This is a genomic window from Lysobacter sp. P5_B12 (assembly GCF_056400425.1).
On the sequence record NZ_JBFULG010000004.1, the window covers coordinates 154,927 to 167,732 of the forward strand.

At 65.1% G+C, this 12,806-nt stretch carries 12 protein-coding genes and 2 tRNA genes; 12 read left to right on the forward strand and 2 right to left on the reverse strand.

Annotation, left to right across the window (positions count from 1 at the left end):
* Nucleotides 1-15 precede the first annotated feature (15 nt).
* From AC1DOM_RS08505 to AC1DOM_RS08560, 12 genes are all read left to right on the forward strand, one after another.
* Nucleotides 16-1,395: a replication-associated recombination protein A gene (locus tag AC1DOM_RS08505; protein WP_498962197.1), complete on the forward strand. Its 1,380-nt coding sequence runs from the start codon at nucleotides 16-18 to the stop codon at nucleotides 1,393-1,395.
* The gene (locus AC1DOM_RS08510; RefSeq protein WP_498962199.1) at nucleotides 1,395-2,576 is read left to right on the forward strand and encodes an MFS transporter; all 1,182 of its coding nucleotides are present in this window, start codon (nucleotides 1,395-1,397) and stop codon (nucleotides 2,574-2,576) included. The genes AC1DOM_RS08505 and AC1DOM_RS08510 overlap by 1 nt, the downstream gene beginning before the upstream one ends.
* On the forward strand, nucleotides 2,573-2,971 hold the full coding sequence (crcB, locus tag AC1DOM_RS08515) for a fluoride efflux transporter CrcB (RefSeq protein WP_498962201.1): 399 nt from the start codon (nucleotides 2,573-2,575) through the stop codon (nucleotides 2,969-2,971). The genes AC1DOM_RS08510 and crcB overlap by 4 nt, the downstream gene beginning before the upstream one ends.
* Nucleotides 2,972-3,039: 68 nt before the next feature.
* Nucleotides 3,040-3,606: a hypothetical protein gene (locus AC1DOM_RS08520; protein ID WP_498962203.1), complete on the forward strand. Its 567-nt coding sequence runs from the start codon at nucleotides 3,040-3,042 to the stop codon at nucleotides 3,604-3,606.
* Between the two features lie 25 nt (nucleotides 3,607-3,631).
* Nucleotides 3,632-5,764, forward strand: coding sequence for a diguanylate cyclase domain-containing protein (locus tag AC1DOM_RS08525; RefSeq protein ID WP_498962205.1), 2,133 nt, complete (start codon nucleotides 3,632-3,634; stop codon nucleotides 5,762-5,764).
* A 210-nt stretch (nucleotides 5,765-5,974) separates the two neighbouring features.
* The gene (locus AC1DOM_RS08530; protein WP_498962207.1) at nucleotides 5,975-6,379 is read left to right on the forward strand and encodes a hypothetical protein; all 405 of its coding nucleotides are present in this window, start codon (nucleotides 5,975-5,977) and stop codon (nucleotides 6,377-6,379) included.
* A gap of 113 nt (nucleotides 6,380-6,492) precedes the next feature.
* Entirely contained in the window at nucleotides 6,493-9,519 is a 3,027-nt protein-coding gene (locus AC1DOM_RS08535) for a tyrosinase family protein (protein WP_498962209.1), read from the forward strand.
* A gap of 74 nt (nucleotides 9,520-9,593) precedes the next feature.
* Entirely contained in the window at nucleotides 9,594-10,223 is a 630-nt protein-coding gene (locus AC1DOM_RS08540; RefSeq protein WP_498962210.1) for a VC1465 family Xer recombination activation factor, read from the forward strand.
* Nucleotides 10,220-10,438, forward strand: a complete 219-nt coding sequence (locus AC1DOM_RS08545) for a hypothetical protein (RefSeq protein ID WP_498962212.1) — start codon at nucleotides 10,220-10,222, stop codon at nucleotides 10,436-10,438. Before AC1DOM_RS08540 ends, AC1DOM_RS08545 begins: the two co-directional genes overlap by 4 nt.
* A gap of 67 nt (nucleotides 10,439-10,505) precedes the next feature.
* Nucleotides 10,506-10,922, forward strand: a complete 417-nt coding sequence (locus AC1DOM_RS08550) for a hypothetical protein (protein WP_498962214.1) — start codon at nucleotides 10,506-10,508, stop codon at nucleotides 10,920-10,922.
* 369 nt (nucleotides 10,923-11,291) lie between these two features.
* Nucleotides 11,292-11,837, forward strand: a complete 546-nt coding sequence (locus tag AC1DOM_RS08555) for a helix-turn-helix transcriptional regulator (protein ID WP_498962216.1) — start codon at nucleotides 11,292-11,294, stop codon at nucleotides 11,835-11,837.
* Nucleotides 11,838-12,078: 241 nt separating this feature from the next.
* Nucleotides 12,079-12,441 (forward strand): hypothetical protein, encoded by a 363-nt coding sequence (locus AC1DOM_RS08560; protein WP_498962218.1) that lies wholly within the window; start codon nucleotides 12,079-12,081, stop codon nucleotides 12,439-12,441.
* A gap of 136 nt (nucleotides 12,442-12,577) precedes the next feature.
* On the opposite strand, the gene AC1DOM_RS08565 is transcribed toward AC1DOM_RS08560, so the two are convergent.
* Together AC1DOM_RS08565 and AC1DOM_RS08570 are read right to left on the reverse strand one after the other, a co-directional pair.
* A tRNA-Glu gene (locus tag AC1DOM_RS08565) sits at nucleotides 12,578-12,653 on the reverse strand.
* 25 nt (nucleotides 12,654-12,678) lie between these two features.
* Nucleotides 12,679-12,754 (reverse strand) — tRNA-Ala (locus tag AC1DOM_RS08570).
* Between the last annotated feature and the right edge of the window lie 52 nt (nucleotides 12,755-12,806).

Here is a 12,806-nt window from a genome sequence, read left to right on the forward strand (position 1 = left end):
CGTTATCATCGCGCTGTGGCGAGACAGCGCACCCCCGAGATTCCCGACGCCGATCTGCTGACCGTGGATCGCGACGCGCTGCGTCCGCTCGCCGAGCGGATGCGGCCGCGCACGCTCGATGAAATGGTCGGCCAGCGCCGCCTGCTCGCGCCGGGATCTGCATTGCGGCGTGCCATCGAATCCGGCCATGTGCATTCGATGATCCTCTGGGGCCCGCCGGGCTGCGGCAAGACGACGCTCGCGCAATTGCTGGCGACCTATGCCGACGCAGAATTCCGCGCGGTCTCCGCGGTACTCGTCGGCTTGCCCGAAGTGCGCCAGGTCCTCGCCGAAGGGGGCCTGCGTTTTTCGCAAGGCCGCCGCACCGTGTTGTTCGTCGACGAAGTGCATCGCTTCAACAAGGCGCAGCAGGATGCGTTCCTGCCGCACATCGAACGCGGCACGATCCTGTTCGTCGGCGCGACCACCGAAAACCCGTCCTTCGAATTGAACTCCGCGTTGCTCTCGCGCTGCCGCGTGCACGTGATGGAATCGGTGTCGCCGGAAGACATCGTCGTCGCGTTGCAGCGTGCGCTCGACGACACCGAACGCGGGCTCGGCGATCGCGCGTTGCAAATCGCACCCGAACAACTGCTCCTCATTGCCCGCGCCGCCGATGGCGACGTGCGTCGCGCGCTGACCTTCCTGGAAATCGCCGCCGACCTGGCGGGGGAGGGCGGCACGCTCACCGAGCAGGCGCTCGCGCAGGTGCTGGCCGATCGCACGCGCCGCTTCGACAAGGGCGGCGATCAGTTCTACGACCAGATCTCCGCGTTGCACAAATCGGTGCGCAGTTCGAACCCCGATGCCGCCTTGTATTGGCTTGCGCGCATGCTCGATGGCGGCGCCGATCCGGGTTACCTGGCGCGCAGGCTCACGCGCATGGCGGTCGAGGACATCGGCCTGGCCGATCCGCGCGCGTTGCAAATGGCCGTGGACGCGTGGGACACCTACGACCGCCTCGGCAGTCCGGAAGGCGACCTCGCACTCGCGCAAGTCGCGATCTACCTGGCGACGACATCGAAGTCCAACGCCGCCTACACCGCCTGGAACCAGGCGCGCAGCGACGTCGAGGAATACGGCACGCTCGATGTGCCCATGCACATCCGCAATGCGCCGACGAAGTTGATGAAGCAACTCGGCTACGGCAAGGGCTACCAGTACGACCACGACGCGGCCGGCGGCATCGCGCTGGGCCAGACCGGATTTCCCGATGCGATGGGCGAGCGCGTGTACTACGCACCGACCGATCGCGGGCTCGAAGCGCGCATGAAGGAGAAGCTCGACGCCTTGCGCGCCGCACGTTCGAAAGCCCGGGGCGACGCGCCCGGAACGACAGACGGGGACGCCGCCTGATGCGTCGCGCGCTCGCAAGCCTGCCGAAGACGGTGTGGCTGCTGGGTGCGATCAGTCTGGTCAACGACGCGGCGAGCGACATGATCTATCCGCTCGTGCCGCTGTACATCGCAAGCGTGTTGATGGCGGGGCCGAAGGCGCTGGGCTGGATCGAAGGCGTCGCCGAAGCGGCGAGCAGTTTGTTGAAGTTGTTCTCCGGCGCCCTGGCCGATCGCATGCGGCGCATCAAGCCGTTCGTCGTCGTCGGGTATGGCCTTGCGGGGATCGCGCGGCCCTTGATCGGCATCGCGACCAGTTGGTTCGGCGTGCTGGTGTTCCGATTCGTTGATCGCGTGGGGAAGGGGCTGCGCTCGGCACCGCGCGACGCGATGCTGGCGGCGAGCGTTGCGCCGGAGCAACGCGGGCTCGCGTACGGGCTGCATCGCGGCATGGACAACGCCGGCGCGGTGGTCGGCCCCTTGATTGCGGCTGCACTGCTGGCGATGGGATTTTCATTGCGGCAAGTGTTCCTGTGCGCCTTCGTGCCCGCCGTCGTCGTCATGTTCATGGCCTTGCGCTTGCGCGAACCGGAACATGCGCAGCTGAAGTCGACGGGTCCGATCGATTGGCGCTTTTCCGCATTGCCCGCGCCGTATCGCCGTTATCTGTTCGCCCTGGGGCTGTTCACGCTCGGCAACGCATCGAACATGTTCCTGTTGCTGCGCGCACAGGGCCTGGGCCTCGGCGCGAGCCAGATCACGCTGTTGTGGGCGTCGTTCTCCGCGGTGGCGGCCTTGGCCTCCACGCCCTTGTCGGCGCTGTCCGATCGCATCGGGCGCAAGCGCCTGATCCTCGCGGGCTGGGCAGGTTATGCGTTGCTGTATGTGTTGTTGGGCGTCGTGCCGATCGACAAACACTGGCTGTGGTTGTTGTTCCCGGCCTACGGCCTGGTCACTGCGACCATCGAAGGTGCCGAACGCGCACTCGTCGCGGATCTGATTCCCGCACAGAGCGCGGGCACGGCCTTCGGTTGGTATTACCTCGTCACCGGCCTGTTGCTGTTGCCGGCGTCGGCGGTGTTCGGCGCGTTGTGGGAAAACGGTGCGCCGATGATCGCGTTCGGAACCAGTGCCGCGTTGGCGGTGTGCGCCGGGATCGTGCTCTGGCCGTTGCAGGCACGCCACGGTAAATTGGCCGAATGAGCGCATGGTGGCAACAGTTGTGCCTGGTGATGCTCGGTGGCGCGCTCGGTGCCGCCGGGCGGTTCTGGGTCGGGGGCGCGTTGCTGCGACGCATGGGCGACGGGTGGCCGTGGGGCACGCTGGCGGTGAACCTCACAGGCTCCTTTCTCGCCGGTTTCATCGCGATCTGGCTCGAGAATCGCGGTCCTTCGGCCCTGTATTGGCGGGCGTTGCTGATCGTCGGTTTCCTCGGCGGATTGACGACCTATTCGGCGCTGATGCTCGAGTGCCTGCTGTTCTCCCGTTCGCAGCGCAGCGACCAGGCACTGGTCTATCTCGGTGTGACGCTGGTCGCAGGCCTGATGCTCGTGTGGTTCGGCGCACGCACGGCGAGCTGGATTCGCCCGCCTTACTGAGTTGCCCGCGGGGCAGGGCCGGTGCATCCTCGGCCCGCGGCATCCGCCGCGCATCGAAGGGGACGGGCATGCGGACTTTCGTCGCCGGCTTGATCGGCGGAATCGTGTTGTTCCTGTGGGGCGCCATCGCCCACGTCGTGTTGCCCATCGGCGAGATGGGCATGAAGGTCGCGAGCAACCAGGATGCGGCGATGACCGCGCTGCACGCCAGCGCCGACAAGGGCCCGGGCGTGTACATGATCCCCGGCATGGACCCGGCGATGTGGCGCGACGCCGAGGCGATGAACGCCTTCACCACCAAGTACAAGGATGCGCCGTCGGCCTTCGTGGTGTGGGATCCCACGCCGAACCCGAACCTGCAGACGATGGGGCCGGCGTTGACCAAGCAATTCGTCATCGACGTGCTCGTCGCGTTGTTCGCCGCGTGGATTCTTTCGCTCGCTCCGGTCTCCTTCGGCAAACGCGTGCTGATGGGCGGCGCGCTCGGGGTGATGGCCTGGCTGACGACCAGCGTGCCGTACTGGAATTGGTATCGCTTCCCGATGGATTTCACCATCGGTGCGTTGCTCGATTCCGGCCTGGGCCTGTTGATCGCCAGCGTGCCGATCGCATGGTGGCTGGGGCGCGGCCGCTGAGACAGTCCTGCAGGGTGCGCGCGTGGTGAGCCCGTCCGCGCGCATCCACCGGTGGCCCGGAACGCCGGGCCGCCTGTTCCTGCTCGCCATCGCCACCGCGGTCTTCGCGTGGATCGCGATCGACCTCACGCGCGTGGCCGGCAGCGTGGCGTCGGTGTGGATCGCCAACGGCATCGTCGTCGGCGTGCTGCTGTTCAAGCCGACACGGCAATGGCCGTGGTGGTTCGCCGCAGGCTGGGCCGGCGAGTTCATCGCGCGTCTGTTGCATGGCGATCCGGCGATCATGTCGATCGCCAATTCCCTGGCGAACGTGGTCGAAGTCGCCTGCGTGGCCGGTGCCATCCGCCATCGCGTGCCGGATGTCACCGACGCCGCGCGGTTGATGACGCTTGCGTTCACGGCGACCGCAGCGACCTTGCTTGCGTGCGCGTTGTCGGCGTTGATCGTTGCAGTCGTCAATGCCGCGACCGGCGGTGCGTTCGGCACGGTTTTCCTGACTTGGTACTGCGGGCACGTCATCGGCATGGTGATCGTGGCGACGCTGATGGTCGTGGCGCGCAGGGAAGGGCGGTGGATCTTCGGGCGCCGCGGGCGCCACCTCGACTACGGGCTGTGCATGGGCACGCTGCTCGCGGTGTGCACGGTGGTGTTCACGCAGGAACAGATGCCGCTGCTGTTTCTGGTGTTCGTGCCCTTGTTGCTGGTGGTGTTCCGGCACGGGTTCGCGGGCGTGGTGGGCGCGACGGTGGTCATCGCGATCCTGAGCGGCATCGCGACGGCGTTCGATACGGGGCCCTTCGCACTGGTTCGCGCGCCCTCCTTGCTGGAACGCACCTTGCTGCTGCAATTGTTCATCGCGGCGACTTGCCTGATCGCGTTCCCGGTGGCGACCGTGTTGTCGGAGCGTCGCCGGCTGACGGTGCGCTATCGCACGCTGGCCGATCACAGCCGCGACCTGGTCGTGCGCATGTCGGCCGCAGGTGCGCCGTCGTATGTCTCGCCCGCGATTCGCCACGTGCTCGGTTACGAGCCGGAGGAATTCCTGCGGGCGCGCTGGGACCTGGTGAACCCGGAAGATATTCCGCAGGCGTCCGCGGCGTTCCAACGCATCGCGCAGACGGGGATTTCGGAACCGGTGACCTTCCGCATCCTGCACAAGGATGGGCAGGAACGCTGGGTCGAAGTCGCGGCCACGCGCGTGGAAAGCGGCGATCCCGGCGCGCCGTGGGAACTGGTCGCGTCGGCGCGCGACATCAGCAAACGGATGGAAGCATTGGCCGCGCTGGACGAAAGCCAATCGCACCTGCGCGCCGTGGCCGACAACATGCCCGCGCTGATCGTGCATATCGACGCGCAGGAGCGTTACACCTTCATCAACGCGTATTACGAGCGCTTGTTCGGACGCAAGCCCGAGGAACTGCTCGGGCGCACGATCCGCGAGGCGCGCGGGGAAATCGCCTATCGCGAATGGGCGCCCTTCATCCATCGTGCGCTGGAAGGGCAGGAGCAGAAGTTCGAGCGCGATCCGAGTGCCTCGTCCGGCGGCCGGTATCTGCAATCGCACTTCGTGCCCGACATCGCGCCGGATGGAACCCATCGCGGCTTCTACGCGCTGACCTTCGACATCACGCCGCTGAAGGAAGCCGAGCAGGCATTGGCGAAGCTGGCGCGCGTGGATGCATTGACCGGGCTCGGCAACCGGCGCCAGTTCGACGAGCGATTGGCGCAGGCGATCGCACGGTCGCGGCGGCAGGGTTCGCCGCTGGTGTTGATGTCGCTGGACCTCGACAAGTTCAAGGCGATCAACGATGTGTACGGGCATCTCGCCGGCGATGCGGTGTTGCAGGCGTTCGCCGAGCGGCTGTCGTCCTGCGTCCGCGACGTGGATGCGGTGGCGCGCCTGGGCGGCGACGAATTCGTCGTGTTGATCGAGGACGCGCGCACGCCGGAAGTGGCCGAAGTGATCGCGCAGAAGGTGTTGACGGTGGTGCGCGCGCCGGTGGTGTTCGAAGGTGTGCAACTGCAGATGGGCACGAGCATCGGGATCGCCTTCGTGCAGCAGGCGGCGTCGGCGACGGCGTTGCTCGCGTTGGCCGACAAGGCGTTGTACGAAGCGAAGTCGGCCGGGCGCAATACGTGGCGCGTGATCGAAGATTGATTGATCGGGTAGAAACCTGACATCGGGTTGCGGAGTTTCCTGACAGATTCCGCGCCGCCGAATCGGCAATCTGGACTCCGGTGGCGGCGGCGCCCGCTGCGATGGCCCCATGGAGCGACGACGACTCCTGCAGCGGTCGCTCGCCGCCATCGATGTTGCAACCCACAGGAAGTCCGGCCTGTCGCCGGGCGCGAAGGCAAGGATGCCGACATGCAACGGTTCGCGTGGTGCTTCGTGCTGTCGATCGCGCCGGGCCTGGCCTGCGCCGCGGAGTTGTCGCGATGCGTGGCTGCCGATGGCGCCGTGTCCTACCAGGACACACCGTGCGAGGCCGGGAGTCGTTTGACCAAGACCATTGCCGTACCGGAGGCCGCGCCAGAGCCGGCGCGTGTCGCGAAATCGAAGCCCGCGAAAGCAAGCAAGGGGAGCACTCAGAAGTCTTCCCGCACCGGCGCAAAGCCCCCCAAGGCCGACAAGCGCAATCGCCAGCGCCAGGCCTGCGCCGCGGCGCGCGCAGAAGAGGAGCGCGTGCTCGCCGGGCTGGGTCTGGAGCGCACGTTCGAGCAGTTGCGCGCGTTGGGGGACAAGGTGCACGCCGCGTGCAAAGGCTTGTAGCTACGCGAGCGCCGACGGGATGAATGCGGCTTTCGCTGCCTGGATCGCGCGCAGTGACCCATCCCGGCGATTGATTGCGTCCTTCCTCATTGCAGGGGCGCAAGGAGATCGTCATGCGCAAGCTCTTCAGGTTGCAGCAGTTCGTCGTCGCCGCGCTTGCGTGTTGCGCCGCGAACGCGGCGATCGCCCAGGACCTCTACATCCGCGACACGCCCGCCGATACCGGCGTGCAACCCAATCCCGATTCCGGGCCCATGTGGGTGTCCCAGGACATATGGGTGCGCACGAGCCCCGATCCCAATTGGCGGCCGACCGCATTCAATCCTGCCTCGCCGCCATGGACACCCGCGGCGCACCAGAATCCCGAATATCGCAATCCACGTTTTGGTTTGCCGAATTACGTCTACGTGCGCGTGCGCAATCGCGGCACCTCGGCGTCGGCCGGCACCGAGCAGTTGCATGTGTATTGGGCGAAAGCGTCGGCGGGCCCGGCGTGGCCCGCCAGTTGGGTGGACGCGTACTCGTCGGTGTGCGGCGCCGACCGACTCACGGGCGCCGAAATCACCAAGCCGCGCGTCAACGCCGCCACTGCGACGGCGACCCAACGCCAGCGATTGCGCGATGCCTACATCGAAGTCGCGACCACGCCCGCATTCGCGTTGCTCACCGGCTACGACTATTGGACCAAGCAACAGCAGGTGCACGTGCGTGCGCCCGAACACCACAACCCGGGCTTCCTGCCCTGGCATCGCGAATTCCTCAATCGCCTCGAGCTGCTGCTGCAAGAAGCCGACCCGCGCGTCAAATTGATGTATTGGCAGTGGACGACGGATCCGACCAACAGCACCGGCGGCGTGAATCTCTACACCGCAGGTTTCATGGGCAACTCCGGTCGCGGGACGGGCGGCACCGGCATGGGCGCGCCATTGACGCCCGCGCTCGATCCGATCGCTTCCGAAAGCGCGAGCGTCGTGCGCAACCTGCGCACGGGCCTGCCCGCAACGCAGTCGGATACGACGCAATTGGGCTGGAACAACTACCGCGGCACCAACGCGACGGAAAACTTCAGCGTCAATATCGAACAGACGCCCAACCACGACGCGAACCACGGCTACATCGGCGGCACGGGCGGGTCGATGGCGGTCGTCGCATCGGCCACGCGCGATCCGTTCTTCTTCCTGCTGCATGGCAAGGTCGACGAACAATGGGCGCGCTGGCAGCGGGGCAACACCTCACGCGTGGAAGCCGGCACCGCCTACGGTTCTTCGGCGACCAGCGCGGTGTTGGTGAATGGCTTGCGCCCGTGGAGCGGCGTGGTGCCGTCGGGCGCGCCGATCGATCCTTGGACATCGTCCGGTGGCTTCATCGTCAACAAGTCCAGCTTCGATCGCTCGGTGTTGTCGCCGCCGATCTACGACCTCGCACCACTCACGATTCCCGTACTCGCACCGGGGCAGGCGGTGATCCTCGAAGTCCCGTGGTATCCGCCCGATCCGGCCGACTACGCATGCATGGGCGACATGAACGGATTCGGCCTGTTGGCGCGCGTCACGCCGATCAGCACCGCCGAAGGCACCAATGTCACCACCAATGTGCGCAACGGCAACAACCTGGCCTGGCGGAACCTCCAGGTCCTCGACAACTTCGCCGGCACGACGGCGGTGATGGCGATGATGATCGGGAACGACACCGATGCACCGATGACGACGACGCTGCAGTTCCGCGAAGTGCCGCAACGCTATGCGCAGCTTGGGCAATCGGTGGAAGCCATCGACGTGGGCATGCCGGCCGCGTTGTCGGACCGGATCAGGGGGCAGGCCAAGCGGGGCAGGGGGCTGGCGAAACAGCAACAGGGCAAGCTCGCCCTGCCGAAGGACACCGTTTTTCATCGGTTGGGGGCGCAGCGCGATGCGTTGGACGGCATCGCATTGAAACCCGGCGAGCGGTTCCCGCTGCAGGTCGTGTTCCATTTGCGCGACGACTACAAAACGATGAAGGAACCGCTGTCGTTCGACGTCGTGCAGTCGCGAACCGATTGCAAGGAGCCGCGTGTCGTCGGCGGCGTGCGGTTCGACGTCGATGTCTCGCAACTCAACCTGGTGAACGCGCGCAGCGTTTGGCGGCATGCGACCTTCGATCAGCCGCCCCCGGATTGGACTGTGGTCGACTACGACGATGCACAATGGCAGGAAGCGCCGGCGCCGCTGGGCTTCGCACCGCACCTGGAGGCGATGACCGGTGTGTCGCCCGGAACCAAGGTCGCTTACTTCCGCAAACGCTTCGACGTGCAGGATCCGCGGGCGTTGCGCGATCTGACCCTGCATTTGCGCGCGGACGATGGCGCAGTCGTGTATCTCAATGGCCGCGAGGTGCATCGGTCGAACTTCGACAAGCAGGTCCTGAAGCCGGTTTCGGGTGCGGCGGAACTCGCGTATTTCCCCGTGCGGCTGCCTACCGACGTATTACGCGAAGGCACCAACGTGCTCGCCGTGGAAGTCCACCAATACGAGGACAACGCACAGGACGACCTGATCTTCGATGCAGCGCTCGCGGCGAACCGCGCCGACACGTCCGAACCACCGAGCGTGCGCATGGCGCTCGACGATGCGCTCGTACGCGCGGGCCAGCCGATGAAATTGAATGTCGATGCCGTCGACCCGAACGGCGAGATCCGCAAGGTGACGCTCTTCGTCGACGATAAGCCCGTGCAGTCGGAGGCGGGCGCTGCGACGTTCGAATGGACGCCGGCCGTCGGCCCGCAACGGCTGCGCGTGGTCGCCGAAGACAGCGAAGGCCTGACGACATCCGAAGACCGCCTGGTCCTGGGCGTCGAGAACCTGCCGCCGGTCGTGAGCCTGCAGGCCCGCGCCGGCGACGCACCGGGCACCGTGATCCTGACGGCCGACGCCAGGGACGCCGACGGCAAGATCCGCAACGTCGAATTCTTCATGGCCGACAGCGATCTGTTCGAGGCGAAGTTCGTGCCGGTGGGATCACGCTCGGAGGCGCCGTTCGAAGTGACCGTGCAGGTTCCGGAAACCGAGCACCGCATTGTCACCGTGCGCGTCACCGACGACGGCGGCGAAGTCGGGGATGCGAGTACGCATATCCACGTGGGGCCGCATCGAAGCGGGAAATGAGCCGGTGAAGGGCCTGGAGGTGGTCGGGGACGCAACGGGGACCCGACCACGCCCTATACCAGAGACTTCGCATAATGCATCCAAGGCGTCACCCGGCGCGAGCCGGAAAACACGGGAAATTCCCGCGTAAAACGCCCATTGTCACGCCCGAGCAGTTCGCGACAGAACGCAAGAAATCGGGCTTTTCCCGGGAGCAGGCAGCCGAGTTTCTCGGCGTCAGCCTGCGCACCATCGGCCATTGGGAGACTGGGAAGGCGCGTCCCGCGTGGGCTGCGTTCCGGCTGCTGCGCGTCTTCCGACACGGGGATCTGATCGATCCCCGTTGGGAGGGTTATTCAATCATCGGCGGCCGACTGGTGACGCCTGAGAACCACGCCTTCGAACCGCACGACCTGACGTGGCTCTCGCTGCTCGTCCGGCGCGCAGAGGCGTTTACGGAAACGCGCAGGAAGCTGGAGCTGGTGGGCGAGGGCGCGGCCTTCGCTGCGCGTAAGCGCAGCGATGCCCGCGCCCCGCACGTTGCGCTCAGCGCGTCCGCATTTCCGCACACGCAACTGCGCCGGTGGCCCGCCGTTGGGACAGTCGGCGTCGTGGAACACTCGTCGGATGGGGCTTTTCCCCGGTGGAACCCGGTGAAAAGGGTAGAGGCGGTGTTGGCGATTGGCCCGGGGAGTAACACGGGCCAAAAGGGGGTGGCTGCATGAGACGCCGGTCGATTATGGCCCTGACGGCCGACGAATTCCTCCCCGTGGCGCGTGCCATGAACGCGGTGATCGACTTCCGCCTGCGGCAGTGGGAAGGCCTTGAACCGGTCGACGCGGTTCACTCGGACCCCGACGTGCGCGTCCTCGATGCGTGGCTTCGGAGCGTCGCGCAGCAGGATGCGGCCACGCGCCGGACCAAAGGGGGTACGCAATGAAGACGCTGAAGCAGGTTGCGCGTTGTGCAGCTTTGACCGAACCGATATCCGAACGAGGAGAGACGAAATGATGCGCCAGGTCGAAACGTGGGCCCCTGCGAATTTGGATCGCTATCCAACGCTCGCGTCGTGCATCTTCATCGACGGCGACTCGTTCCTCGCACTGGCTCTCAAGGCCTACCTCGCGGCCGGGAAGAAAATGGTGCCGCCCGAGGGCCGACGCTGGTCCGAAGAAGACGCGCCGTGGGGCTCCGCGCAGGACTTCTTCGACGCGCTCACGTTCCAAATTTCGGAACGCCTGCGCATGGCCGCAATGCAAGCGGGGCATCTCTCGGAGCCGTCGTTCTGCGAGGGCGAGGAAGAACGCGTCGACGATCGGCGGACGGGTGCAGGGCAGCGCCCTGCGGTGACCGCTTTGCATCCTGCCAACCGCTCTAGAAAGATTGCCCCGGCCCAAGGCCTCCAAGATTTGAAGGTCACGTGAAGTCGTGGCCGGGGGCGCTTTAGGGCCCCAAACGGGAAAGGCTTCAGGTTGCAGGTTGACAACCCTAAAGCAGCTGCTTACAGTCCGCGAAGGAGTCTCATATGGCCCGGCAAAAACACCCAAAACCGGAGGTCGAGGAGGCTCTCCGGTATGCGGAAGAATTCGGGTGGCGTGTTGAAACCGGGCGGTCGCATTGGGGCATTCTGAAATGCCCCTTCTTCAAAGACTCGAAGTGCAATGCCTGTGCGGAGTGGTGCAGCAGCGGCATTTGGTCTTCGCCGAGAAACCCCGGCACACACGCGAGACAGATAAAGCGCAAGGTCGACAGGTGTATGGAATACCAGCAAGCCAAGCAGGAGAACGAAAAAGATGAATGACTACGAATTCGTTCTGAAGTTTGCGCTGCCCGATCCGGAAGGTGATGCGGAGGAATTCCTTGCGCGTCTGGAAGAAGCCGGGTGCGATGATGCGCTAGTTGGCATTGGTAAGCGCGGGCGAATCGCGCTGGAATTTGTGCGTTCTGAAGAATCGGCCGAGCGTGCTGTCATTACTGCCATTTCGGCCGTACTGCACGCGATTCCGGGCGTCCATTTCATTGAGGCGGGGCCGGACCTCATTAGCCTCCGGGAAGTGGCGGAACTGGCAGGCACTTCGCGCCAGAACTTCTACAAGATGAGCGCCAACAAACACTTGTTCCCTACGGCTGCGGTCATCGAAAACGGAACGGAGCTGTATCACTACTCAGACGTATTCGCGTGGCTGCGTTTGAACGGCTATGTGCAAGGGTCGCAGAAGGACCTGGACATCCGCGAAGAGACCGCGATCACCATTCGCATGGTCAATGTGGCGCTGGAAGTCCATAACCTTCCAAAGAAGATCACGCCTGAGATTGAGCGTGTCGTCGAGGCCGCTTAAGGCCTCGGCTTTTTTTTGCCGCAAGAGGCAAGATTTGCCAATCGTGGGGTAGTTGGGGAAGCTGGAAGCCCGTAGGAGGGCCATGACGTGAGTACGAGACTTCGCATAATGCATCTTACGTAGTATCTCGAATGGGCTACGGACGGGTCTGCACTTGCTGGGCGGCGTTTCCGAGGCCTCACACCACGGTCCCCCATCGCTCCCTAGCGTACGCACCGAATCCACCGCCAGGGAGGCTCCCATGCACATGCTGCAAACCTCCGCCGCACTGTTCGCAATCGCGGCACTGGGCGGCCTGCTGATGGCCGGCATCCGGTTTACCCGGCACGTCAATCCGCCGGCATGGATCGCCATGGGCCATGGGCTGCTCGCTGCATCCGGCCTGACCTTGCTGGTCTATGCGATCTGCACGGAACACGCTGCGCCCGGCATGTCGCTAGCAACCGGCGCGTTGGTGTTGTTCCTGTTGGCGGCACTCGGCGGCACCGTGATGAGCCTGAAGTACAAATGGAATCGCGTGCTGATTCCGGCGTGGCTCGTGCTCGGGCACGCGACCGCTGCGGTCCTGGGTTTCGTCGTGCTCCTGCTCGCTACGTTTCGCTGACAGCGCTCGCCGCACACAACGACAAGGCGAAAAATTGCCATGGCCTGCGCACGGTGATCGCGCCCGTCGCGCTTTCGCACGACGCAACGTCCAAAAACAATCAGGGCCGCCTTTCGGCAGCCCTGATTGTTTTGATTGGCGTCCCCACGGGGATTCGAACCCCGGTCGCTACCGTGAAAGGGTAATGTCCTAGGCCTCTAGACGATGGGGACAGTAGCGGTTTGCAGCTTAATTTTTTGGTGGAGCCAGCCGGGATCGAACCGGCGACCTCCTGCATGCCATGCAGGCGCTCTCCCAGCTGAGCTATGGCCCCACTGCTGGCGAGCCCGAAAGTTTAGGGGCGGTCCTGCAGAGCGTCAACACTT